This window comes from Haloplanus litoreus (assembly GCF_045690335.1).
Taxonomy (GTDB): Archaea; Halobacteriota; Halobacteria; order Halobacteriales; family Haloferacaceae; genus Haloplanus; species Haloplanus litoreus.
The window spans coordinates 170,914-195,751 of the sequence record NZ_CP147875.1; the positions used below are offsets into that span (position 1 = coordinate 170,914).

Here is a 24,838-nt window from a genome sequence, read left to right on the forward strand (position 1 = left end):
TTCAAGGGATCCCCGGGAAATAAAACCAGCCCAGGGCGAGCACTTGACCGACGATTCCTCCGATCAGGAACCCTGCGTTCCAGCCCCTGGAGTCGGCCCTGAACAGTCCGAACCGAAGCGGAAGCGGGGAAAGTGGTCGGAAGGGACGAACTGTGTGATCACCGCGACCGACGGTCAGCGCATCCGCCAGCAAATGTGAGATAACCCCGAGGAACACCGTCGTCCCGGCGAGTACCGCAATCGGCCAAGCAGGGAGGACGACCGGCGCTGCCAGCAGGCCGACGTAGAGCCCTGCGCAGGCGACCGCGCCGACACCCAGCGCGAACCAGACGGTGTGCGTCGGCCCGCGGTGGGAGAGCCAATCGTGGTCGTGGTCGAGATCTGGAAGGCGACAGACCGCTACTGCGACTACCGTCATGGCGAAGCCGACGATTCCGAACAGTCCTGTCAGTGGGAGCATAAACAGGAGCGCGATTCCTCGGTGTCCATCCCTGTGCATAGTACGGTCGATGCCACTCCTGATCGGGGGCACCTCTATTGCTCGAATCGGGTGACTCCATTATAGTCGTTCTCGGCGTCTGAGGGGCTGTCCCCATGAAAATCCCACATCGGCCGTAGCTCTGTAGTGATAGCCCCTGGTTGATTCCCCTCGGCTCGCGGCACGCCGCAACTGTGCGCATCGCGCACTCTGTAAGAGTACTTGCTTTCAGTCTACTTTCTTCTCTCAGATGCCGTCGGTTGCTGACCTCGTTGATCCCGCGTTCAGGCTGTTCACGGTCGCCGAGGTTACTGCCCGGTACCTCTCGCTGACCTTGCTGGTCATCGGGCTCATTGGCTATTTCACCGCGAGGTCGAACTCCCGTAGGGCGGTTCGGTATCGTGGGATGATCACTGGCTCGGCTGCAGCCTTGGTCGCGATTATCGGCCTCTCCGCGTTCTACGACCTCGTCGCGTTCGTGATGGGTAGCTCCGGGTTCCTCCCACCTGGATGGCCATATGGGAGTGTCGGCAGCAGCGGGTTGCTCCCAATCGCTCAGGCCGCCTCGGGGATGCTATCGTACGTCGGCCTCGCGTGCTTTTCGTTGGGTGCCGCACTATGGGCAGCGGGGACGCCGCGAGGTCGGACGTGGACCCGAGGCTACCGCGGAATCACGTGGGGACTCGCGATGATCGGCGTGTCGATGGGTGGACTGCTATTCATAGTGTTTGCTGCCGTTTTTGGACTGTGATTTCCGCCTCTGCGACTGAGGATACTATCTTGACCTGGATATCGGGGTCATCTCTACGCGAGCATCGACTTGATGTCTTGGCCAACTGAATCCGTCGTTCCGAACTCGTAGCCGAAGAACTTCGTACCACACAGATCGGTAATCGACGTAACCAGCGGTGTTCGCGGGTCGTCGGGGGCGGTGGTGAACTCGCCAGCGAGGTGTTCGACGACCGTGTTGTGTTTCACCCAGATCCGGGCTGATTTGTACTCGTTGACGTGCTGGAGCATTTTGAAAAGGGCAACGTACCAGTACGTCTTCGGCGGATGACCGGCGATATCGACGCTGACTGTCTCGCGCTTGAGATACTGATTGTGCTTCTCAGCAGACTGGACGGTCCAAGCGACATCGAGCATTTCATCCCGATTGCGATAGCCCACACGGATATTGACCCGAGAGGTGTATTCCTTGACCTCTCGCTTGTTTTTTCGGTACTTACGGGGGATGTCGAACTCATTACCGCAGTACTCACATCGCACAGAGTACGTATCCACGGTCACTACCACTTCCTGAGTGCCCCCACAATCAGGACATGTGAGGAGAGTCATCCGATGGACCTGTTCACCCCAGGATATTCAGTTTTGACGATTATTCGAATTTATGAGCCCTCTGTTTGGCTTTCTTGAAGTGTCTCAAGTGCCATCTCCAACTCGCTGAGTAGATCCTCGGTTTCCTCGACTGAGAGTTTGTTCGTGGTGGGTCCACGTCGTCCCTGGAACTTCAGTAGAACCGACTCGTCGCTCACTTCTACTGTGACCATAGCGGTGCTTGGAGGGCTATAAACAAGAAAATGCTGACAGGTTCGTCGGTGAATACACTCGTCGACGAGTAGAGGAACAAAGGAAATTGGGCGATACGTCCGGCGAAGGGAAGTCCGAGAGATCTCGGGATTAGATTCTTCCCCTCCCGACTGGCCTGTACTCCTCGTTGAGTTCCTCGGCGGTAGCGAACTCGACCTGGTCGAGGAGCTCGTTCACAGCCTCGTCGTAGGACTTCCGATCGAGCAAATTCCGATTGCTGAACGCACGGAGGCGGTCGCGCGTGTTCTCTTTCACGGGGATTGAGTACCGGCTCATCGCGGGCACTCCCCGGGGCTGTTCGCCGTCCCAGATGTGTCTGGTCGTGTCATGGCGGTCACTATCGGTCGGCTACAAGTCGGGACCGCAACTACTTGCTCGTCTCTATGCGAGAGGCTAACAAGCATAACTGTTTCCCCAATCCCACATAGACCCCACCACACGCTGATAAACGCGCACCTGTGCGTCCGACGCAACCGTGCGCGAGGCGTAAGATTGCGAAATACGCATTCTTGAAACAAACATTACGGCACCAGTCGAACGGCCGGTGTGCAATGACGAGCACTATGACCGACTCCGACCTCGACATGTACCGCCGCCGGCTCCGTCGGCTTCGCCGCGCCCTCGACTTCGAGACCATCTTCATCACGGCATTCCTGTCGCTGCTGGTGTTCGTCGGTCCTGCTGCCGCTCAGGCTAGTGGCCCCACGGGTGGGGGTGGCGGCTCGGTCGCCGGCTGGGAAACCATCCTCACCAACCTGTACGACGTCGTCTACACGACGCTCCAGTACGCCGGCCTGACAGTGCTAGTCCTCGGACTCATCGTCTGGCTCACCGCGCGCCGGAACTCCCAGCGATCCGAGACTGGGATGAAACTCACGATGGGCGGTGGCGCGATGGTGATCGCCTACTTCGGGCTCGGAGCGCTCGTCTCCCTGCTCGAGTTCATCGCCGGGTGATCGTTCCGCGGCGCAGTCCCCGCATTTGGTACCGAAGGACAACGGTTCGATTACCGTCCAACCCCCCATCATCGAAGTGTAAACCGCATTCGACCACCCCCCGTCGTCGGAGTGTAAACCCCGTCCGATCACACCCCCCGTCATCGATGTGTAACTCGTGTCCGAGGGCCACTTGGTCGCCCGCTATCCTCGCCGATGGTGAGCGCAAGGCAACCGGACGCGACCCACGCCTCGACGGGCTTCATTCGTCTCGAGCCATGTACCCCATTCACGCCAACCAGTCGTATTGTCCGTCGAGCCATCGATCTGCCCTTCTTGGGTGCTGGTCGTCTCGCCGCTCACCGACAGGAGACCGGACTCGATGACCGGTCGCTCAACCAGTGACCGGCCGGGTGCGAGTGAATCATCTCGCGACCCGCGGTTCCCGAGCATCGACGAGGCTGATATTCAGCGAGCGCTTTCGACACGGCTCGGTGGCGAACCCTCCGACGATACAGAGCCGCGGGCGGGACAGCCCGAGGAAGATTCACACCAGGGGCCCGAGACGGACAACGCCGATGAACCGGCCTATCCAGAGGGGCCGTCAGAGTCGGAGGAACACCCAGGAGACAACTCGGACGGTGAGGGTCCACGTCCGTACATCAAGATCACCCCTGCTCGTGAACAGGTCACTCCAGACCACGTCATCAAAGGACTCTATGGACTCTACCGCGCGGGAAGTGGCCGCACACTCCCGTTCCATGTCGAGCGACGCCTCTCGTTCGTGAGTACGCACCACTCCTTCGAATTCCTGATCCACAAGCCGGAGGCCACACAGCGGTTCGACTTCTATCTCGGCGTTCATCCCTACGAGGTCGAGGCAGTCGAACATCTCGCTGCGAACGTCCGGGCGATGTATCCCGAACGCTTCCGCTTCGAGATCGTCCCCTTCGCGACCAGTGCTGTGTTCGTCGACGACGCCGAGCCCGATCGAGCTACCCTCGCCGATCTCGAGTCGTTCGAGGGACTAGATGAGCTCGCGAATCTGGAGGGATTTGACCCGGGACTCTTGGATGGTGCGAACGATCCAGACGCGCGAGTTTCCGGTCCCGATGACGGTGATGATCCGACACCTCCGGCGATGGTTCGCTGGGGCGGCGTCGAGACGAAGAACAACGACTGGATGACGTTGCTCTCGCAGTTCAGCGAAGTATCCGTCGACATCGAGGAGGCGTTCCGCTCGCCGCTGAGTGTCCTGCTCGAACAGGCCACCGAGACGAACGAGCCGTTCCTGTTCCAGGCGGTGTTCACTCCCCGGCGCGACTGGACGAAAGAGGCGGAGGCCCACAAGCGAAACCTGAAGATGGGCACGACGGGGATGTGGAGTGCGTTCAGGCAGGAAGCGGGCGCGATGCTGTTCGGCACCTCCGAAGAGGAACGTCGACAGCGTCACCGTCCCGACACGCCCGAGCAAATCGGTGGAACCCTCTCGGGCGGCGGTGACGGCCCTTCGACCCGGCATAGCCGGATGGGGCAGATCGATCTGAAACAGCCGACCGTCACGTTCGACCTCTCGTTGCGGGCTGGTGGCGAGCCTAGCGTCATCAACGGTGTGACGGGCGCATTCACTGCCCTTAGCGGACCATACTATGGCGTCGAGGGGGAAGCCGTCGATGCGGTGGATCGCGAGTTCGAGGACCTCTGTGGCGCACGTCTCGGCCGGACAGGGATCCGCGAGCGTTTCGGAAACACCAATCCGATTATCGTCACCAGCCCCGACGAACTCGCCAACTTCGTGACTGTCCCGAATACGGGGGCCCTTCCGAAGGCCAGTCGTGGCGCGTCCGGCGGGTCTCCCGACGCCCGGTCACCGCTCACCGCGACGGACGAGGAACTGCTCGCGAAGTTCGACACCGGAATGTGTATCGGGGAGGCCGAGACCGCCACGCCGGACCGGCCGAACATTCCAATCAGTCTGACTGCCGAGCAGCTCACCCACCACGTTCTCCGGGCATCGACGACGGGGAGCGGGAAGACGACCGCGATGGTCAACGACGGGTTGAGTGCCTACGAGGAGCTCAATGGACCGATCTTCATTTTCGACAAGAAGGGCGGTAGTATGGCGACGGAGTACAAGCGAGCGCACTTCCGCCGATTCGGCGATCTCGACGAGGTGATCCATCTCCCGGTACCGGGCCCGAACGGTGAGCTTCCAGCCTTCCCGTTCTTCGACATCCGACCGCAGGTGGCGGCCGGGATGAGCCGCGAGGCGGCGGTCCAGGAGAAGGTCGACCGCTACAACGAACTTCTCGAGTACGTCCTCGGCGAGGAACAGCACAACCAGGCGTTCGTCGCTCAGGAAATCCTCTCGAATCTCATCGTCGCTCTCTTCGACCCGGTGTACGGGGACGAGGCCTTCGCGATCAGCGACCTGCTCGGGGCGGCCACGCGGATGCAGACCGAACAGGTCATTCCGGACGTGAGCGACCCCGAGCTTCACGCCACACTCAGGCGGCACTTCAGCGGGGACGAACGTCGTTTTGCCACCTCTATCGATGCGGTACTGAACCGGATTACCAAGCTCAAAGAGCGGGACTTCATCTGGCGGATGCTCAATTTCGTCCCCGAATGGGACGACGACACTCGCCAGTATGCCGACGAGCAGATGTTACTCGACCTGGATCGGCTACTGGACTCGTCGAAGGTCATCCTCGTCGATACGGGCGAGTTCCGTCCGGCCTCGAGCAACGTCTTCACCGTGTTGATGCTGGACTACCTCTGGTCGTGGGTTCGCCTTCGCGAGCGCTGGAACCGGGGTGTTCCCGCCCCCGACGAGGGATACTGTGTGAACCTGATCATCGATGAGGCGGCGCCGATCATGCAGGCAAGCCTGGTTCGCGATGAGATGATTCCCGATGCTCGCGAGTTCGCCCTCGCGTTCGAACTGATCGTTCACTTCCCCGAACAGGTGAAACGCGACGCACTGGATACGCGGGCCTACAAGGAGATCCTCCGGAATATCAACACCAAGCTGATCGGGAAGCTCGCCATCGACGACGAGCTCGCGACGACGCTGTTCCACGAGGAACTTGACGCGATCGAACTGTCGAACCGGATCGCCTCCCTCCCCCGGGGTGAGTGGCTGGCCCAACTCCCGGACACCGGATTCATGACCGACACGCCAGAGCTGGTGACCCTCAAGCCGCTCCCGATCCCATCGGGTCACAGCGACGGCGAGGACCCGGTCGACGTCGGGACGCACAGCCCCGACGCGGGAATGACCTACCAGGAAGCGGATGAACTCCAGTGGTCGCGCACCCGTTTCAGCTACTGTCTCGTACCGGGCGTGAACAGCCCGCCGGACGCCGCACAGCGAGCCGCGCGGTACGGAACTGGACCATTGAACAGTGGGGCGATCCGTTCGGAATCTACGTCGGATTCGTCGACGATTCCGCCGACTGCCAACTCCCCTCGTTCGGATCTCGAGAGGTCCTCGGAGACGACCGAGCGGGATTCAGCAGCCGATTTGACGATATCTGGAGACGACTCTGCGGACAGCTGTGATGACTCCTCCAACGAGGACCAAGTGGGAGGTCCGGTCGGTGGCGCCTCGAACGAGTTCGGCACCGTTCTTGGAGCGGGGACCGCCCCACGTGCCCCATCGCCGGCTCCGTCCGATTCGACTGCCGGGATTTCCGATGACTCCGCTGCAGGTCCCCCGACAGACGATGGCTGTGCTGCTGCGGATGCGTCCTCGGAGAGTCCCCCGACCAATGGAGAATCATACTCGCTGACTCCTGCAGAGCAACAGTTTCTCCGAGACGTCATCGCAGGGATCAACGGGGAACTGGAGGGATACGACCTCACCCAGTCGATGACGACGATCCGGAACGGTGTCGACGGCGAGATCGACGAGGACCGACTCGTCGAGATGGGCTACCTCGAACTCCAGTCGGTAAACACGCGGAAGTACTACTATGTCACTCCGGCAGGGCAGGACGCGGTTGATCGGACGATCTATTCGGGCCGCAACGACGGTGACCCGTTCGAGAAGACCGTCCACAAGGTCTACGTCGAGTACACCGCTCGGCACCTCCGAAATCAGGGCTTGCTGGTCGAGACGTACTACGAGCCGATGGCCGGCGGGATGATCTTCGATGTCGCTGCGTTCCTCCCGGGCGACGGTGACGGGCGGACACTGGCGGTTATCGCCGAGGTGGTGACGAACATCCGTCCCGAGCTGATGATCAAACACTACGACGACCTCGCGAGCTTCGACGGCGTCCGGAAGATGTGGGTGGTGCCTCACACCGACGTTGTGCACGAGATTATCAGAGTTCTGGCCGATACTGGACGGCTTCAGACGGTGCCACATCGAGATATCGAGAACTATGCACGTCTCTCCGAGCAGGCATTCGAGAATCCCCGGGAGTGGCGGTTCGTCGGGGGGCGGAATCTCGTCCGAATGGTTGACCGGACGGACGGGGAGGTCGACCGGTGACGATCTGGGTTAGTTGTTGGGCGCACGGTGCGCTCGATAGCTGCTCTCGGCCGCGCTCCATCCGTGCTGGGCCAGTCGACTCGATACCTATAATAGTAGTTTGGGAGGGGAGAACTCGCTCAACTGTACCGGATGCGCACGGGCTTGCGATTTCGAGCGCACGGACACGCACCCACCGCCCGGCCCGGCGCACAGCGATGCACGGCGATTTATCGACCTCTCGAATCGGGCGTGACCGGCACAGGTTCACCCACCAGAGACGAGCATCATGAGTAGCGATATCGATGTCAGTCTGATTCCCGAGAGGTTGGCCGACTTCGAGCAGTGGATCTGCTGGCAAGAGACAGAACGTGACGGGAAGGCGACGAAAGTTCCCATCAAACCCTACCACACCAACGGCACGCCGAACGCCAGCGCGACAGAGTCCGGCCACTGGCGCGATCTTGAGAGCGCACTTGCGTTTCACGAGAGCGACCGCGTCCGGACCGACGGGATCGGCTTCGTGTTCGCGCCGGCAACGCCCATCGTCGGTGTGGATCTGGATGACTGTCGGGATCCCACGACGGGCGAACTCGCATCGTGGGCCCAGGACATCGTCGACCGGTTGGATTCCTACAGCGAAGTCTCGCCCTCAGGGCGGGGCGTTCACGTCATCGTCGAGGGCGAACTCCCGCCGGGTCGGAATCGGCGTGGTGACGTCGAGATGTACGACGAGGCCCGATTCTTCACCGTCACGACCGACCACATCGAGGGGACACGAACGTCCCTTGAGCGACGCCAGGATGCGCTGCTCGGAGTCCACTACGAGTACGTCCAGTCACCCCCGACGTGGAGACGGCGCCAGTCGATCTCGAGGCGGCTGTCGAGGGTGCTGGTCGTTCCGACTCGTCGGCGGACGAGCGCGGGCAACAGGCCGGCGAGCCGGCAGCCGGGGAGACAGCCGACGAGACAGGGACCTCGGAGACAGCTACGGCACTCGGATCAGACTCGGGGCTGTACGCCCGCTACGGACTGGACTACCCTGATATCGAGGACCCGGGTCTCGAGGCCGCCCTGCACGGACTGAGTCCGTCGGCGCTTCCTCACCATTGCCGACGTCGATGGACGATATCGCGGGTCCTGGCGTCGATCTCGACGACGAAACGGTGCTGGAGTGCGCGATGGACTCGAAGAGCGGTGATGTCATCGAGGCGCTCTACGACGGCCGCTCGGAGCTCTGGAGCGGGCGGGACAGCCGATATCCCTCGCAGTCGGAGGCCGATATGGGCCTGTGCTTCTACCTGGCGTTCTGGACTGGCGGCGATCCCGACCGGATGGATCGTCTGTTCCGCGACTCGGGGCTTATGGGTCCTGTTCAGATTAGCTGATTCCATGCGAAGGCGAACGATCTGAGCCACTCGTTTGCAGTTTCTGCTTCGGCGTTGCTAAAACAATTCGAGAAACTGGTAGTTCTGCGTTTTACTTCACGAAAGACACGTTCGACGCTGTTCCGATTTCCGTGACGTTCATATCTGAAATCGAGGCCGTGGCGACGGCACGCGTCGTTTAGTGGTGTCGCACCATCGACGAGAAACACCGCGTCGTCAACGTCGTGTTTCTCGCGTAATTCGCGAAAGAACGAGTAAGCAATAACGTTCGTTCTCGTCGGTTCAAGCTTTGTGTGGAGTAATTCGTTCGTCTCCGGATCGACCGCGGCGTACAGCCAATACTGTTCGTCGTTGAGCCGGATCACCGTTTCATCAACCGCAACGTGATCCGGGCTTCGACCTTCTTCGGGCTGTAGATCTGCCTTGTGAACCCAGTTGTGAACGGTGGATCGTGCCCGTTCAACACCGAAAATCTCAAGAATAGAGACAGTATTCGAAAGTGATAGTCCAGCAAGATGGAGCTGAATACTGAGCTTCATCAACAACCGCGGTGTTGCCTCTCGTTCCACAAAACCTAACTCGATTCGGTCGATACAACCGCTGAGGCTAGCGTTTTCTGACATAGGCACTCAAAAAACGCTACGCCTCACCTTTCAATCCTTATCTGAACACGAGGGGCTTATGCGGGGGAAGTGGGACAAGGTTCACTTCGCTAATGGGGCGACCTACGGCGCGGTCTGTCTCGCCCGGACACTCCTGACCGTCGACGACTACTACACGCCACCGTCACCGTCCACCTCGTCCGGATCCGACGACAGACATCGGTCACCGGACGAGTCCAGCACCTCTCCCTCCTCTGGGGCGGATCAATCCAGCGAGTCGCCACCGATTGACGCCGGGGCGGTCGAGGACGCCCGGCGGCTGGCCGCGCAGATACAGCGTCAGCAGCGTGAACTCGACGCCAAACGCGAGCGTATAGCGGAACTCGAAGCCCGGCTTCGACAGTATCGGGCCGTTCTCGGAATCGACCAGCCCGACAACAGTGTTCGCCCGAGGGATGGCGGAATAGCCGATGCTGCCGTAGGAAACGGGGGGCAGGACGATTCCTCAATCTGGAACGAGCGCCCTATCGGACACGACGTTGAGAGATCCTTTAACATATCCTCGAACGGTCAGGGGGACGACGACCACGAGCCGACTCCCCCCGACAACGACGAGGACACCCGTGAGGTTGATGCGGACTCATCCGAACCGGAGACGGAGTCATCTATCGGGTTGTCCCGTCGGCTCCGTCGGTGGTTTTCCTGATGTCCTCGGTTGTACCGAGACCGCAGCCGTGGCCGTTCCAGCCCTTCCGTCTGTATTTATCCTCCCGAAGGGGGTGAGGAGATCGCGAGAGCGGGCGACGAGTCGGTCGTCCTGACGACGACATGCTTCGGCAGCGAGCCGCGCTCGTGAATCCTCGGAGTTCCGCAATGTCCAGTGCAACCACTCCCGACCTGCAGGACCGTGTACAGACCATCACCGACGCGTTCGTCGCTTTCGACGAGAGCCGAGCCGAACCCGCGTTCGCCCTCGATTCCGAGGACGTGGCCGCCCAGTTGGAGCGACTGTGTGCGTACCGCGTGCCGGCGGACGAGGCCGTCCGGACCCTCGTCCGCAAGGCGTGTGCCGACGCCGACCTCGAGCGAGCCGATCTCTCGGATGACATCGCCCGGCTGGCCGGCTACGGTGGGCGCTCTCGCGGGTTCTTCCGAACGATTCTCGCCGACGTCGACGAGGCCGACCAGTGGATCGACGTCGTCGCCGAGGTCGTCGAACTCTGGGAGCCCCGGAGTGAGAAGATCGCCCAGGTCGGGCTACTCGGCGACGAATCCGGCCGCCTCAAGTTCGTCAAGTGGACGAGTGCCGACCTCCCTGAACTGGAGGAGGGCGAAGCCTACCGCTTCGAGAGTGTCGTCACCGACGAGTACCAGGGCCGATTCTCGGTGAGCTGTAACTCCGCGACGGCGATCAGCCCCTCCGACGACGTCGTGGCGGCAAGCGACGGGAGCGTTGCGGTCGTCGGAAGCATCGTCGACGTCCAGGAGGGTTCGGGACTGATCAAGCGATGTGGGGCCGACGACTGCACGCGCGTCCTCCGCAACGGCCGGTGTACGGAGCACGGCCAGCGCGACGGTGAGTTCGACCTCCGTATCAAGGCGATCTTCGACGACGGTGAGCGCTCGCTGAGCGCGCTGTTCGACGCCGCTGCCACCGAGGCGGTGACTGGCATCTCACTGAGTGACGCGACCGACATGGCGATGGACGCACTCTCGACGGACGTGGTCGCCGAGGAGATCAGCGCGCAGCTGCTCGGCCGGCGGTACCGGCTGACCGGGAGCGTCGTAGGCACGTACTTCCTCGTGAACGAAGCCGAGGAGACGACCGACGCGCCAGACGGGTTCGACGCCGACGCGGTCGAACCGGCACTCACGGCCCGCCAGCCGGCTCGGCGGCTGTTCGCGGAGGAACTCAACGGGACGACGGAGACGTTCCAGGAGTCCGACGAGGAGCGGGCCCCTGTCTACGGCCTGACCCCGACCGGGGTGGGCGTCAACCGCGTGTTCGTCGTCGGAACCCTTGCAGAGACCGCCGACGTCGGCTCCGACGCCGAGTACTGGCAGGGCAAGGTGTTCGCTGCCGACTCGCCCGTGTACGTCTACGCCGGGCAATATCTGCCCGAGGCGATGGGAGTGCTGCGAGCAGCGGAGCCGCCGGCGTACGTCGCGGTCGTCGGAAAGCTGCGGACCTACGAGCGGGGCGACCGGACGAACGTGGCCATCGAACCGGAGTCGATCACCGAGGTTGACGAGGCGACCCGAGACACGTGGGTCGCCGAGACGGCCAGCCAGACCCGCGCGCGGCTCGAGGCATTCGAGAGCGGCGACGCCCCGTTCAGCGAGGAGGCAACGGAAGCCTACGGCGGGGACGTGAGTGCGATCGAAGCGGCAGTCGCGGCTGTCGCCCCCGAAGACGCTGCCTGAGTGGTTCTAGTCCTCCCCCCGGATTGTGACGGCTTTGCTGATTATCTAAACACCTGATAGAATCGACCTGCTGAATAGAGAGCGTAGGTTCAGCAATGGCTCTCCCCAATTTCAGAAGCACTGAAGAGATCATACCTACTGTGGAGAGCGGCTTCCTGCCGTTACTGGAAAGAGTCAGACCTGATTCTCGCCAACCAGAGGGCCATTCCAAAGGCTCGTTCAGGGTTTACCGGACGTTTTCCTCGAACGCCTGGATCGCTTCCTTGATCGACACGAGATCCACCTGCTCCTCTTCCTTGACGAGCACGTTCTTCATGTAGAGGTCGTATTCATCGTAGGCATCAAGCTCGTATTCAACCTCTGCCGAATCCAGTTCACGGACTTCGTACTGGATTGCATTCACCCGGTAGAACTGATCGTCCAGCAGCATGAGCCGGTCGTCAATTTCCTCGGTGTGAACCCCAGGCGACTTGTCCAACGATGCTTCCCACGCCCGGTCGAAGACATCCTTCCCGATCGGCCGGCGCTCTGCGTCAAAGAGTGCCGGATTCCGATTCACATATTCGGATACGTCACCTTCGTGTGGACTGCCCTCGATCGGTTCCAACCCGATGTCCACGACTTCTGTCTGCCGGGGATTCACGGTGATATTGAAGTTGAACTGCATCATCCGGCCCTGCAGGTCCTCACGCCGGAGTTCATCGAACTGGTAGAGCTCAATCCCGGTATCGCGGGCAATAGATTTCGCTCCTGACTGGAACCCGCTGCTAGAGATAATCAACGTCTGGTTGACATCGGAGCTTTCCTGGTACCACGCCATCGCAGCAGGGACATCTTGTTCGACGGCAGTCCCATGGAACTTGCACTCGATCATCACCATGAACTCGTAACTGCCCTGCGACACCCACACGACGACATCGGCTTCCTTCGCATCGCCCCGGTTCAGATCGATGTCGTACTGTCGCTCCACCCGATCGACTTCTTCCATCGACCGCATCCCAGCAACGATGATTTCATAGATATCCTCGTCAAGGTCATCCGGCGTGACGGCGTCGGCTATGAATTCCTCCTCAAGGTAATCCTGGTGAACGTCCGACACGTAACTCGCGGAAGGATCTATTCGATCCGCGAGTTCGCTGTGTGTCAGGTTCGGATGCTCGATCGCTTCGTCAACGATCTGCTCTTGTTTGTCGGTTAGGTCCTCCCGGCTGACGCCATCTTTCAATGCTTTCCGTTTCACGTGTTGATCCCTACCCGAATCCGTCGCAATCCTGTTAATTATCGTTTGGGCTACTCCGCGTCAATCCAGGTCAGCACTTCATCCGCCAAGTCGCAAGCCATACACTACATACCTCGAACGCACTCGTTCCGCAACGCCTTGCGTGAAAAGTCGTAGCCATTCCGCACAGTTCAGTTGTAGAGGGACTGATTCGCGAGAACCTACTATGTGACATACTATCCCGTACTCCGGAAATATCTCTGTGCAAGATTCACGCTCTGTAATCAACACGAGCGAAAAAACATGTTACCACGAATGGGGTTTCAACAGGGCCGTGTAGAGATCACTCTACGTCAGGGCGGGCATCTACCCTGACAGTCCCGACCGGTACGAGCGGTGTGCCGTCGAACGCCGTCCCGAGTTCGCGCCGAGTTGTCTGTTCAGCGTCTTCAGATGATCGTGCTGTGACGGTACATTCGAGCGTGGGGCCGACGAGCGCTGTCTCGGCCACGACGAGCACTGCCTCTATTGGCGTCCCACAGGTCGGACAGGAGAGCGTCTGGATGCTGATATCACAGTGATCAACGTGTGTGCTATCCGCTTCGCTCACCCGTGTTCCGACCTCACTGACGGCGATATTGATCGCGTCCTGTACCGCCTGGGCGCCTCTAACAAGCCACGGGACCGACAGCGTCACCCAGTACTGTTCGGAGCGATTCATCGTCTGCCCCACACTGCTGACTGCCGGTCGATCGGCATTGTCGTCCGCCTCATCGGGCCGGTCTGGCTCGGTATCGTATATAGGGCTTAGAAAGCGATGGATCGGCGCCGTTCGTTGCGCATCTCGTCCCACCGAAGTTACCCCACGATAGCGGGAATGATTAGCTGGCGTGGGGTAACTCGACATCATCATGCGGCGAGCGAACGCCTCGCCCCATACTGTATCCGCTCCTTCAGCAGTTACTCCTCGACGACCTCGGCGAACGCGAAGTTCTCGCGCACGGTTTCGATCCGGACGAGCGGCTGTTGACCGATCTCCGTATCGGGGACGAACACAACGTATCCAGGGTCGACCCGAGCGAGGCCGTCGCCCTGATCGCCGACGTCCTCGATGTCGAGCCGGAGCGTTTCTCCCTCGGTTACTGGCGGCTGGTTCGACGTGCCGTCCGTCGAGGTTGCTGGGGTGCTTGTCTCAGCTCTTGGTGTGACATTCCGGGGAGGCTGCGATTCAGCCCGTTTCTGCGTGGTCTGGACTTCTCCGCCGTCTCGATCCGTGGTCACAGAACTCTCAGGGCTCGCAGGACCCGAGGTATTCACGCTAGGGTACACCCCGACTCGATAGGTTTCTCCGGGTTCGAGTGTCCCGAGTTCGACTTCTTGCTCAGGAACCGTGACGACGTTCTCTCCATCTCGGGCCTCAACGCGGCCGGTGGACAGACACAGTAGGGTAGACGAGTCCATCGATGCTCGTTTTGAGCGGGTTCGGATTAATTATGATCGGGTCCTGCCTGAACCGTCGTTCGTTCGTGACTCAGTTACCCCACTGCCCGGCAGTATGTTCCGTTCGTGGGGTAACTACTCTACTTTTCACTCGGCGGCTTTGGCATTGTTGAAACCCTCACCCGGTGATAGGTTTCATCATCCGTGCGAGATACACAGCGCATATATAGCAAATGCAAATAACATACTCCGCAATGGAGTATGATGGTCAGTTGATTTATATAGTGTGCAATTGACTCGTGTATCAGAACGGGATTAGTTCGTGAGTTATCTCTATCTTGCGCATCTGTCGGTATTTGCAGTTTCGGCCCTCCTCTGTTTCGGCAGTATTCCCCGAGCGCGGGCGATCACGCATGACGGGACGCGCGAAGGATTTGTTGCGATTTTGCTCACCTGCGGCCTCTGGGCGGTCGGATACCTGGGGTACTTTCTACTCCCAACACCGGGGGTTAAGGTCGCGTCGTACACCTTCGGATTGATCGCCGCTCTCGCGTGTGTCGGGGCATGGTTGTACTTCAGTGCGGCCTATACCGGACGATCACCCCGCCAAGTACCGTATCGCCGCCTCATCGTCGGGGGCTTCCTTGGCATCGTGTTGGTGAAAGTCACGAACCCCATACATCAGCTGTATTTCACGACCGAATGGGTTACTGAGCCATTTCCTCACCTTGGCCTTCACCAGGGAGTCCTTCACTGGGTCATCCTTGCCATTTCGTACGTCGTCATCGGTATCTCCTTCTTCATGTTGTTGGAACGATTCTACCACGCCGGAACTAGCGCACGCCCGTTGGTCGCACTTGTTGGAATCACCGCCCTTCCGATAGCCTTCAATATTTATGGTGCTCTGGAATCGTCCCTACTCCCTATCTGGTACGAACCCTTCGGAGTAGCGATCTTCGCCGTTGGAACACTGTTTGTGTATTTTGAGCGGTTTGAAGCCATTCAATTCGCCGGTGGGACTGCTACCCCCACGATCTTTCTCGATCAAGATTGGACGATTCGAGAGGTTAACCAGGCGGCTAAAAACATATTTCCCGAACTTGCCGGGGCAACTGGGCGGTCTTTAGACACTATCCTACCGGAGGCCGCGGAAGCGGCGACTGATGGAAATACGGATCCGATACCCATCAGTCACGACGGTTCGCCGCGGTATCATCAAGTTTCAACGTCATCGATTTCTACAGCTGAAGCCGTCACGGGCCACGTGATCACGTTAACTGACGTAAGCGAACGGGAACAGTACCGTCGACGGTTGGAGCGCCAAAATGAGCGCCTGGAGCAGTTTGCCAACATTGTCTCGCATGATCTCCGCAACCCGCTGAGCGTCGCTGAGGGATATCTGGAGTTCGCCCGGGAGACTGGTGAGAAAGAGCATTTCGATAGAGTGGCGACGGCCCATGATCGTATGCTTGAGCTCATCGAGGATTTGCTGGAGTTAGCGAGATCCGGGATGGACATCGGAGAGACTGATACGATAGAACTCGCTGATTTGGTCCACGATTGTTGGGAGTTGATTGCTTCAGAGGAAGCCACGGTAACGGTTGAGGAAGATCCACTTATGAGCGTAGTGGCCGATCAGGATCGACTCAGAGAATTATTTGAAAATCTCTTTCGAAATGCTATCGAGCATGGAGGTTCCGACGTTGCTATCCAAGTCGGCACATTACCGGATGAGAGCGGGTTCTACGTGGAAGATACTGGCCCAGGTATTCCGCAAGCAGACCGCGAAGACGTATTCGAACCAGGATATTCCACGTCGGAAGATGGAACTGGGTTTGGCTTGGCGATTGTCAAGGAGATCGTTGACGCCCACGGTTGGGAGATTCGCGTCACCGATGGGACTGATGGTGGCGCACGATTCGAGATTACTGGCGTGGAAATTGCTGCATAGCGTCTCTGTATCTTGCACGCCCAGTATCAACTTATGAGGGTCTCCACTCGACGGATTTTCTTCGGAAAGAGGGGGTCCAGGATTCTGAGTCTCGGATGGAGACTCGCTGTGCTACAGGTCGCTACTGTTCGGGGGTCACCTTCCTACCAATCGTCATTGACACATCAGACCGATCCTGTTCGACAGTCTCGACATTCTCCTGCGCCAGCCACCAGTCGGGGGTCCAGTCCGTAATCGGGAACACCCATCGTTCGCTCCCTCGCCAGTAGGCGATCGGGTTCTTTGGGACGGGTGTGCCGGTCGTCTTCGGACCAGTCCGCCGACGTTGTCTGGGTCGTCGTTCGTGGGTCGCCGCAGTCTCGGACGTGGCCGTATCGTCCTCCGAGTCGTCGGCAGCTCGCTCCAGGATTGTGAGCTCACTGTCCCGACGGGTCTCGAAGGTTGCCTCGTCTCCATACCAGCCCTTTATGACATTTTCAGCGCGCACAAGATCTCCGACTGCCAGTTCAGGGAACCGGTGGGATCGGATGAGCGTGCGGCCGCCAACGTCGGTCGGGTCGGGCGTGGGGCGGGTCTCGTCCCATTCGGATTTCTTCCAGATCGCGAATCGAATCGATCCGGTGTCGTCCTGGAGCACGCCGGCCTGCTTGATTCCGGGATGCGTGTTCTCGAAGAGGATCGCTACGCGACCCTGCATCGAGAATCGGCCCTTCGTCTGGCGGGTCGACATGTATCGGACGTTGCCGATCGTCTGGATGTTCCGGGGGTCGTCCGCCTCGGCTTCGGCCTGTCTGAGGAGTGCACTCGCTGGCTCGACACCTCGGGAGACACGCTCTGCAAGCGCGATCGCGAGGGTGAGCGGTTGCTTGCGCACCTCGTGGACTTTCTCGAAGTCCTCACTCAGGAGCCGATTCGCCATCTTACAGACCTCGTCGTGCGTGTCCGAGTCCAGCTCGAGGAGTGGACGCAGACGCTCATCACGGGCCTGTTTGGCAGCCTCGGCGCGAGCCGCGGCGATCTCTGTCGTCGACGGGCGCTGCGCGGCGAGTTCGTCGAACCGGTTGTTCAGCCACTTCGCGTGTCCGACCAGTTCGATCTCGTCGCTGAGTTCGCCCGGGCGGCAGATACCGTCCGTGACGCGCTGCTTCTCGGCTTCCAGTGCGAGCGAACGCTCGATGGATTCCAGTGACGTGCCGGCGAACTGCTCGGGTTCAGCGAGCAGGTCACCGAGACGGATGTACTCACCACCGGGCGTCAGGACCTCCAGATCGGCGGTCTCGATGCCGGTCGTGGTGTCGTCGTCCTCGATGTCCTCCGGTCGGTCGTACGCCTGCAGGTCGTCGACAGTCGCGGGAGCGGTCGTCTCCGGTGCAGTCGTCCGGGTCGCGGATTCGTCGAGTCCACTGGCGACGCCAACGATCTGTTCGCCGGTCGGATCGACGAAGTTCGAGCTGGCGTTGCCGGGGGTCCAGGTCGCGAGATCGCCGGCCGCATCGGGCTCGAGGAGCGCGTCTGCGGGCTGACCATTCGCGTTGGTCCGAGCTCTCATGAGCTGGCCTCGCTCGGGAACGACGGGGTCACCGTCGGGAGTGTAGCCGTACAGTCCGTCGACGGGTTCCGCGCGCGTTCCGAAGTCGGTCTTCGACGCCGTCCGTTCCGTGAAGCGCTCTTGATTTGCGTCAGTGTCCGTCGCGACGTCGGTGTCACGGGTGGACCTGTCTGCAGTCGCTTGATCGACGATGGCCCAGAGCAACCCTGCCAGTCTGGTGACCAGCGTGGTCGTCCCGGCCGTGTCGGTCGAGCGGCGGCGCTCCTCTTCCTTCCGGTAGTCCCGAAAGTAGGGTGAGCGGCGGGCGTCGGTCCGCGAGTCTGCGGTCCCATTGGGGTCTTTGTGTGTCGTCGCCTCTACCGTCGCCGGTAGGTTCTTATCCTCGGTGTTGCTACTGTTCATTGCAATTCAACCAATTGCATTCGTGAGGCTCTAGTCAGCCTCACTTCCAACACCGCGTAGCGACGCATAGGTGTACCGCCGCTAGAAACCTCTATTCGCCCGAATTCGAGCTTTTCCCCACATTACTCCCACACCGACTACCGTCAGCAAGCACGGCTCGTTAGCTCTCTCTCACTTACAGAAATATCATGGTCACCAACCTGCTTCGTCGGATTCGACCAACTGGATCGCGTGTTCCACGAGAGGGCTGGACAAATACAGATTCGTATCTTGCTTGAGCGCTCGAAGCACTCGTTTTGCGGTTTCTTCAGAGAGTTCGCTGTGACTGTATGCGTAGAGGATGACACCTACTGACCCGTGAACTTCGATGCCCTCATCCTGTGCAGTCTTCCGAGCGTCCAAGTCGTCGGTCAACAGCACGGCATTTCGATCCGCACACAGCACCAGCGCGGCTGTTTCACCGGGATCGAGGTGTGGATACGTCGCGTCGTCATACTCGACTTGCTCGACGGTGAATTCCAATTCCGAGGTGTCTGTCGAGCCGCGTTCGAGTTCTGTGAGAACCGTCTCTGGGATGCAAATTTCTCCGACCAACTCAAGCAAATGCAATACATCGGCTTGGGCCAGATGAATCAGCGGCCCTGTATCGGTGACAACGAGTCTGCTCAAGCGTGGAGTCCCCACTCCACGTCTTCTTCGATCGCGTCGCGAGCGGAGTCGACTTGGTCGACAACATTTGCGCCGAGTTCGCCGACCGCCTCCTCGCGTGTGAGGTCGCCATCGAGGTATCGACTGATAATCATATCGCGGTAGAGCGTCTCGACGCCCGTCTCGACGGCCTGTTGAATCACCTCGGATTCATCAATACCGAGGTGCTGGGCGAGTTCCCGCACCCGGTCGGAGACGCTATCGGTTGCCATACGCCCGTGTTAGGTCCCAATCGGTATAAATGTCATAGCGAGGCTGCCCGGGTTGTTGACCGCGACGTAAAGAACGTCCACGAGGAACTCATATCAGTCTCAGCCCCGAGTGTACGACGTAACCGCGGTAGTAAGGGCTGCTATCGAATGGAGAAGAAGTAGTTGATCGCCGCAGAGATACTGCCGAGATCACGGAAGAGCTTCGCCAGGGTACCGAGCCCAATCGTCCCGAGGACACCGCCGACCAGCGGGTCGACCGCCATCCCGATCCGGAGCAGCGTCCCGAACTGGAACATCTCGACGAGTAGTAGGCCGCCGGTGAACATGGCGAAGTCGACCGGGACGGCGATTCCGTGCTGGTAGAGGATCCACAGGGTGGCACCCCCACAGACCAGAATCCAGAACAGATACTTGCGGCCTCGCTGGGTGGCGCTCTCGGGGTCGCCCTTCCGCCAGTTCCGGAAGTAGTTCGCCGTCTGTAGGAGGGCTTTGAGCAGTCCGGGCGCCATTCAGATGTGTTTACCAACCTCCGAAGCACGTATAAGCTTTATTCCGACGATAACGGTCCTGTTCAGATTAGTTGATTCCATGCGAAGGCGAACGATCGAAGCCACTCGTTTGCAGTTTCTGCTTCGGCGTTGCTAAAACAATTCGAGAAACTGGTAGTTCTGCGTTTTACTTCACGAAAGACACGTTCGACGCTGTTCCGATTTCCGTGGCGTTCATATCTGAAATCGAGGCCGTGGCGACGGCACGCGTCGTTTAGTGGTGTCGCGCCATCGACGAGAAACACGGCGTCGTCAACGTTGTGTTTCTCGCGCAATTCACGGAAGAACGAGTAAGCAATAACGTTAGTTCTCGTCGGCTCAAGCTTTGTATGGAGTAATTCGTTCGTCTCTGGATCAACCGCAGCGTACAGCCAATACCGCTCGTCATTGAGTCGGATCACCGTTTCATCAACCGCAACGTGATCCGGGCTTCGACCCTCTTCGGGCTGTAGATCTGCCTTGTGAACCCAGTTGTGAACAGTGGAGCGTGCCCGCTCAACACCAAATATCTCAAGAATAGAGACAGTATTCGAGAGTGATAGTCCGGCAAGATGGAGCTGAATACTGAGCTTCATCAACAGCCGAGGTGTTGCCTCTCGTTCCACAAAACCTAACTCGATTCGGTCGAGACACCCGTTGAGGCTAGCGTTTTCGGGCATAGAACACTCAGAAAACGCTACGCCTCACCTTTCAATCCTTATCTGAACACGAGGACGATAACCCGGCATACAAGCCGCACGTAGACCGTCTGTATTAGGACCAGATATTTAAGCAAACTTGACCTACTGTCTGAAAATGACGGTAGTCGGCCGTCTTGGCGCCCTGTTCCTGGTCCTCGGCGGGGCAGCCCTCCTGCTCGTGGACGGCCTCCGTTCTCCACCCGGCCTCTGGTACGCGGCCGCAAGTATCGCAGCCGGAACAACGATGGCCCTGTATCCGATTATTTCGTCGCCGTCTCCGCGGCGTCCGCAGCTTGCTCCGGAACCCGCGTCTCCGAACACGTCCGAGGAGTCCACAACGGGTCCACCGACGCGGCAGACCGATTCACAGTCGGCTGATACAGAGCAGACGGCCGAGTCCACAGGATCGACCAAGCAGGACCCTGAGCCAGCGAGCGACAACGACCTGTATCCACCGCAGCCGCTAACGTCGGAAGAACCGGAACCGCCGACATCGGAGCAACCTGAACTGTTGGCGACCACGGTGAAGAAGCAACAGTCACACCCGGCCGATACCGGGACGACGCATCGAACGACCTCAAACACCGGTTCCTCCCAGACGAGGAAAACGGCGAGAACCTTCACCCACCGGCAAAGACACGTCACCTCCACAGCGTCACCACGCCGGAACCCATCTGCCGAGACCGACAACCCGTATTTCAAGCCGGTCGATTCGAGCCGTGAGATCAAGTTCGTTCAGGTCGACACCAAGTTTAGTTACCTCGACATCGACTGGGGACCGGAACTCATCGGTCTCGACCCGATCCCGGACCTCGTTGAGGTCGATGTCGGGCCGAGTGCTGCGAGCCACGAGTTGGTGCACAGCCCGGTTGAGATTAAGATCTCCTCGTTCCTCAAGGCCCTCCTCACCCCCACTCCGCATAGCTCCGGTACCGCGGCCTCGAACGACAGTACGCGGCCGTCGACGGCACCGGACAACCACGCTCGCCGGCGGACTGACGACACCGCCACCAGACGGAGATCGGCACCCCGCGATACCTGGGAGACTCGGCACCTTGAGCAGGACAGGCGTGTGGACTGCCGCCGTGAGCCGCTGACAGCCGCTGATAGACGGCAGCATCCGGCGGAGACATGGCCACGGTCATCCGGCCCGGAACCGGAGAACCACCGCCCGACAACTGCTGACACAACCGGCTACGGTAGCCGTGAAGAGATTAGCACATTTGACGGCGGACGTTCCAGTACCGGTCGCTCCCTTGGCCCGGAGCCGATCATAGACGAGGAACCGATCGGACCGCAGGATGAGGGTGTAGCCGATGAGTCGGCGTTCGATGTGGGGATAGATTATTCACCGCCGCGATGGGAGCCACCGCAGTTGGATTCCGATCCTTTTGGACTGACCGACGTCACCTCGGAATTCTCCGAGCTTGAAGAATCAGCAGTGGAACCGGTTGAACAGCCAGAATTCGGGTTGGGAATGTCCGGCTGGGGGCCTGGAGTGTTGATCGAGGAACCCGTGATGGATCCGGAAATCGGTGCGGAAATGTTGGGCTTGGACGGGTTCGCGGAGTCGCCAGAAGGCGCGGTCGATCTGCCTGGCCTCAACGTCAAAAACGGATCGAACCCGTTGTTCCCCGAAGCGGAGAGCGTCTTTCCAGAAGAAGACGCGGAGGACGACTGGCTGACGTTCTGACGTCGCTTGCATGGGTTAGCCGGGGCAGGTCAATAGGCTGTGCAGCCATCGTCACCGATGGATCTTATAGCTCGGTTTTATCGACCCAAAGGGGGCGAGGAACGGCAATATGCACATGCTCATACGCGTACTCGTCCCTGCAGCCGACGGGATCGAGGCGGTCGGCACCGCACGATTCGCGCTCGACCGATTGATCGGGATCGGTGAGGGCGCGAGTACTGCGTTCGACTACTACAAGACGCTCGACGAATCGACCGCACGGTATCGCGACCACCCTCGCTACGGTGGGCTCGATCCCGCGCATCGGCTGTCGTCCGCGACTGGGAAACAACTCCTCGACGACGCTATCGAGGCACAAGCAACGTGGTTCGTCGAAACCGTCGCGACGCTTCGTGAGAAGCTCGACACGCTCGAACCGGTCGAGGTAATGGACGATGTCGACCTCGTCCGGTACGACTGCTACCGGTTCGGACAGTTCGCAGGCCCATCAGTCTGGATCTACGATGAGCACGGCGCTGGGCTCCGTTCCCGGAGTGCAGTCGACCGCTACGTCGAGGACCGGGACTCCGATTCGCTCTGGGTGGTGCCCGCTGATGTCCACTACTGACCGGCCAGTGGCGAGCCTCGGCTCTGCCAGCCGTCCTCACCCGTTCGAAGTGGACGTGGGCCTCGACACTCGCCAGGACCTGTGGAGGGTGTCGTGAGCTTCTACGCGACGGTCGCCGGCTATATTCAGTACCGAACCCTTGCGTTTCTGGAGGCCGCCGTTGGCCGACTCCAGACTGGTGGCTGGCTCGATGACTGCCAGCACTGGCGGGTCGACGGACGCGTCATCGAGCACGGTCGGGTCGAGATGATCGATACCGACCAGCTGGTGCTCGTGATTCCACCTGGATTGTATCGAAACCTCGCTCGGATTACGACGCGGCTGTTCGTCGGTGCGACCGACGGCGTCGTGGTGATCAGTTCAACGGACGGCTGTTTCGACGGCTGGATCGAGCGACCGCTTCCCGCAGCAGCCGAGCCGACGCCATCGACGGATGCCATCACGAGCATCGACGCGGTCGATCTCGAGGCCTTCGCCCGCGAGTCTGGCCTCGACGTGAAGCGATTCGAGCGGACGCCTCCCGACGAATACGCTGCCTGGCAGGATCAGGTCTGTCTGGCCTTCCACGACACGTTCGATCCACCGTTCCCGCCGGATCTCGCTGACCAGAACCTCGACTGACCGACTGCAGATCGATCCTCGGCCCTCACCGGGCCGCTTTCCAAAATGCACCTCGATTTACCCAGCTACGCCGCCGTCCCGACCGACCAGTGTGCCGTTTCCGACCAGCGTGTCGATGTCGTCGACGAATCGACGCCGAACGAGCGTGACTGCTGTCCAGAGTGCGATGATGTGCAGCTCGTCAGCGACGACACCGAGATGTACTGTCCCGACTGCGGTCTAATCGTGGAGGAGGCAGGCCTCGACCACGGTCCGGAGTGGACGCCCTACGATGAAGCGGAGCGGCGACGGGTTGGCAGCCCGGTAACGCCGATGCGTCACGACTGGGGCGTCTCTGCCGAGATCGGCATGTTCCGAGACGGACACGGTCGCGAGCTTTCGGCTGCGACTCGGGCCCGCCTACGTCGACTCCGCCGCTGGAATCGACGAGCACGCTTCGAGAGTAAAGCTGACCAGAATCTCGCACACGGACTCGGTGAGATTCGTCGGATCGGCGGGGCGCTCGACCTCGCAGAGGGTATCCGGGCGGAGGCGAGTCAGCTGTTTCGCGAGGCACAGTCCGAGGATCTGATTCGGGGTCGGTCCCTCGAATCGATGGCGAGTGCGGCGGTGTACGCAGCGTGCCGCCGCCGTCGACTGCCGCGCTTCCTCGACGAAGTCGCTGAGGCGGCTCGGGTCGACCGCGGCAAGGTTCGGCTGGCGTATGGGGTGCTCAATCGCGAGCTGTCGCTACGGATTCCACCGGCTATGCCTGCGGACTTTCTTCCGCGACTTGTCAGTTCGGTCGAGGCGTCGGAGCAGGTTCGAGAGCGATCGGCGCAACTGTGCGATTCGGACGAGATCATCGACCTCGCGAACGGGCGCAAACCCGCCGGTGTCGCTGCTGGCTGTCTCTACTTCGCCGGTCGTGAACTGGAGGGATTCGGCGCCGTAACGCAAGAGCAACTTGCCACGGCCGCTCGTATCTCAGAGGTCAGTCTCCAGCACGTCTGGCAGGACCTCCAGGATCGAGAGTTACCAGCCTGGTCCGCTGGATCCGCCGATTCTCCCACCGAGATCGAACGGGGATTTCCATGACTACCGACGAGATCACCGGTCGAGAGGAACGCATCGAGGTCATGCTTGACCCGTCCACAGCCGGATGGCGTCCGGGCAAGCCCTGTCCAGAGTGTGGTCACTCGGTCGTTCACGCTATCGTCAGGGCGGGCGTCAGGTTCCGTTCGGATGGGTCGTGGGAGTTCGACGAAACACTCGGTGTGTACGATGCGTTCTGTCCCGGGTGCGACTGGCTGCCTCCAGTCCGCTCCTGAT

Annotated in this window: 24 protein-coding genes and 1 pseudogene; 13 read left to right on the forward strand and 12 right to left on the reverse strand. The window is 60.3% G+C overall.

Annotated features, from left to right (window positions below):
• Position 1: 1 nt before the first annotated feature.
• On the reverse strand, positions 2-499 hold the full coding sequence (locus V8686_RS17495; RefSeq protein ID WP_340696242.1) for a metal-dependent hydrolase: 498 nt from the start codon (positions 497-499) through the stop codon (positions 2-4).
• 229 nt (positions 500-728) lie between these two features.
• Here V8686_RS17495 and V8686_RS17500 point away from each other — a divergent pair, with 229 nt between their 5' ends.
• The gene (locus V8686_RS17500) at positions 729-1,229 is read left to right on the forward strand and encodes a hypothetical protein (RefSeq protein ID WP_340696243.1); all 501 of its coding nucleotides are present in this window, start codon (positions 729-731) and stop codon (positions 1,227-1,229) included.
• Between the two features lie 53 nt (positions 1,230-1,282).
• On the opposite strand, the gene V8686_RS17505 is transcribed toward V8686_RS17500, so the two are convergent.
• Both V8686_RS17505 and V8686_RS17510 read right to left on the reverse strand, forming a co-directional pair.
• On the reverse strand, positions 1,283-1,624 hold the full coding sequence (locus V8686_RS17505; protein ID WP_379706828.1) for a hypothetical protein: 342 nt from the start codon (positions 1,622-1,624) through the stop codon (positions 1,283-1,285).
• A 534-nt stretch (positions 1,625-2,158) separates the two neighbouring features.
• Positions 2,159-2,344 carry a hypothetical protein gene (locus V8686_RS17510; protein WP_340696245.1) on the reverse strand — a complete coding sequence of 62 codons (186 nt, stop codon included), beginning with the start codon at positions 2,342-2,344 and terminating at the stop codon, positions 2,159-2,161.
• A gap of 287 nt (positions 2,345-2,631) precedes the next feature.
• Between V8686_RS17510 and V8686_RS17515 the strand changes: the two genes are divergently transcribed.
• From V8686_RS17515 to V8686_RS17530, 4 genes are all read left to right on the forward strand, one after another.
• Entirely contained in the window at positions 2,632-3,024 is a 393-nt protein-coding gene (locus V8686_RS17515) for a hypothetical protein (protein WP_340696246.1), read from the forward strand.
• A gap of 361 nt (positions 3,025-3,385) precedes the next feature.
• On the forward strand, positions 3,386-7,504 hold the full coding sequence (locus V8686_RS17520) for an ATP-binding protein (protein WP_379706966.1): 4,119 nt from the start codon (positions 3,386-3,388) through the stop codon (positions 7,502-7,504).
• 268 nt (positions 7,505-7,772) lie between these two features.
• Positions 7,773-8,570: a hypothetical protein gene (locus V8686_RS17525; RefSeq protein ID WP_340696248.1), complete on the forward strand. Its 798-nt coding sequence runs from the start codon at positions 7,773-7,775 to the stop codon at positions 8,568-8,570.
• A gap of 34 nt (positions 8,571-8,604) precedes the next feature.
• Positions 8,605-8,871, forward strand: coding sequence for a phage NrS-1 polymerase family protein (locus V8686_RS17530; RefSeq protein WP_340696249.1), 267 nt, complete (start codon positions 8,605-8,607; stop codon positions 8,869-8,871).
• On the opposite strand, the gene V8686_RS17535 is transcribed toward V8686_RS17530, so the two are convergent.
• Positions 8,859-9,494 carry an IS6 family transposase gene (locus tag V8686_RS17535; RefSeq protein WP_340696223.1) on the reverse strand — a complete coding sequence of 212 codons (636 nt, stop codon included), beginning with the start codon at positions 9,492-9,494 and terminating at the stop codon, positions 8,859-8,861. The genes V8686_RS17530 and V8686_RS17535 overlap by 13 nt on opposite strands.
• 58 nt (positions 9,495-9,552) lie before the next feature.
• On the opposite strand from V8686_RS17535, the gene V8686_RS17540 reads away from it, so the two are divergent.
• Both V8686_RS17540 and V8686_RS17545 read left to right on the forward strand, forming a co-directional pair.
• The gene (locus tag V8686_RS17540) at positions 9,553-10,179 is read left to right on the forward strand and encodes a hypothetical protein (protein WP_340696250.1); all 627 of its coding nucleotides are present in this window, start codon (positions 9,553-9,555) and stop codon (positions 10,177-10,179) included.
• 167 nt (positions 10,180-10,346) lie between these two features.
• Positions 10,347-11,294, forward strand: a pseudogene (locus tag V8686_RS17545) (replication factor A); the annotation flags it as partial.
• Positions 11,295-12,123: 829 nt separating this feature from the next.
• On the opposite strand, the gene V8686_RS17550 reads toward V8686_RS17545, so the two are convergent.
• The 3 genes from V8686_RS17550 to V8686_RS17560 form a co-directional block, all read right to left on the reverse strand.
• Positions 12,124-13,137, reverse strand: a complete 1,014-nt coding sequence (locus V8686_RS17550; protein ID WP_340696251.1) for a restriction endonuclease — start codon at positions 13,135-13,137, stop codon at positions 12,124-12,126.
• 322 nt (positions 13,138-13,459) lie between these two features.
• Positions 13,460-13,969 carry a DUF555 domain-containing protein gene (locus V8686_RS17555; RefSeq protein ID WP_407344716.1) on the reverse strand — a complete coding sequence of 170 codons (510 nt, stop codon included), beginning with the start codon at positions 13,967-13,969 and terminating at the stop codon, positions 13,460-13,462.
• Between the two features lie 107 nt (positions 13,970-14,076).
• Positions 14,077-14,397 (reverse strand): TRAM domain-containing protein, encoded by a 321-nt coding sequence (locus V8686_RS17560; protein ID WP_379721333.1) that lies wholly within the window; start codon positions 14,395-14,397, stop codon positions 14,077-14,079.
• Between the two features lie 481 nt (positions 14,398-14,878).
• Here V8686_RS17560 and V8686_RS17565 point away from each other — a divergent pair, with 481 nt between their 5' ends.
• On the forward strand, positions 14,879-16,507 hold the full coding sequence (locus V8686_RS17565) for a sensor histidine kinase (RefSeq protein ID WP_340696254.1): 1,629 nt from the start codon (positions 14,879-14,881) through the stop codon (positions 16,505-16,507).
• A gap of 121 nt (positions 16,508-16,628) precedes the next feature.
• On the opposite strand, the gene V8686_RS17570 is transcribed toward V8686_RS17565, so the two are convergent.
• The 5 genes from V8686_RS17570 to V8686_RS17590 all read right to left on the reverse strand — a co-directional run bounded on the left by V8686_RS17570 (position 16,629) and on the right by V8686_RS17590 (position 20,585).
• Positions 16,629-18,458, reverse strand: a complete 1,830-nt coding sequence (locus tag V8686_RS17570; protein WP_340696255.1) for a single stranded DNA-binding domain-containing protein — start codon at positions 18,456-18,458, stop codon at positions 16,629-16,631.
• Between the two features lie 192 nt (positions 18,459-18,650).
• Positions 18,651-19,127: a nucleic acid-binding protein gene (locus tag V8686_RS17575; protein WP_340696256.1), complete on the reverse strand. Its 477-nt coding sequence runs from the start codon at positions 19,125-19,127 to the stop codon at positions 18,651-18,653.
• Positions 19,124-19,378, reverse strand: a complete 255-nt coding sequence (locus tag V8686_RS17580) for a hypothetical protein (RefSeq protein ID WP_340696257.1) — start codon at positions 19,376-19,378, stop codon at positions 19,124-19,126. Before V8686_RS17580 ends, V8686_RS17575 begins: the two co-directional genes overlap by 4 nt.
• Before the next feature lie 140 nt (positions 19,379-19,518).
• Positions 19,519-19,887, reverse strand: a complete 369-nt coding sequence (locus V8686_RS17585; RefSeq protein WP_340696258.1) for a hypothetical protein — start codon at positions 19,885-19,887, stop codon at positions 19,519-19,521.
• Between the two features lie 62 nt (positions 19,888-19,949).
• Complete coding sequence (locus V8686_RS17590; RefSeq protein ID WP_340696259.1) at positions 19,950-20,585, reverse strand: IS6 family transposase; 636 nt, start codon at positions 20,583-20,585, stop codon at positions 19,950-19,952.
• 136 nt (positions 20,586-20,721) lie between these two features.
• Between V8686_RS17590 and V8686_RS17595 the strand changes: the two genes are divergently transcribed.
• The 5 genes from V8686_RS17595 to V8686_RS17615 all read left to right on the forward strand — a co-directional run bounded on the left by V8686_RS17595 (position 20,722) and on the right by V8686_RS17615 (position 24,837).
• Complete coding sequence (locus V8686_RS17595; protein ID WP_340696260.1) at positions 20,722-22,299, forward strand: hypothetical protein; 1,578 nt, start codon at positions 20,722-20,724, stop codon at positions 22,297-22,299.
• 109 nt (positions 22,300-22,408) lie between these two features.
• A complete protein-coding gene (locus tag V8686_RS17600) occupies positions 22,409-22,906 on the forward strand; it encodes a hypothetical protein (RefSeq protein ID WP_340696261.1) in 498 nt (165 codons plus the stop codon).
• Positions 22,907-22,999: 93 nt separating this feature from the next.
• The gene (locus V8686_RS17605) at positions 23,000-23,527 is read left to right on the forward strand and encodes a hypothetical protein (RefSeq protein ID WP_379706843.1); all 528 of its coding nucleotides are present in this window, start codon (positions 23,000-23,002) and stop codon (positions 23,525-23,527) included.
• Positions 23,528-23,572: 45 nt separating this feature from the next.
• Positions 23,573-24,604, forward strand: coding sequence for a transcription initiation factor IIB (locus tag V8686_RS17610; protein WP_340696263.1), 1,032 nt, complete (start codon positions 23,573-23,575; stop codon positions 24,602-24,604).
• Positions 24,601-24,837 (forward strand): hypothetical protein, encoded by a 237-nt coding sequence (locus V8686_RS17615; RefSeq protein WP_340696264.1) that lies wholly within the window; start codon positions 24,601-24,603, stop codon positions 24,835-24,837. The genes V8686_RS17610 and V8686_RS17615 overlap by 4 nt, the downstream gene beginning before the upstream one ends.
• Position 24,838: the final 1 nt, after the last annotated feature.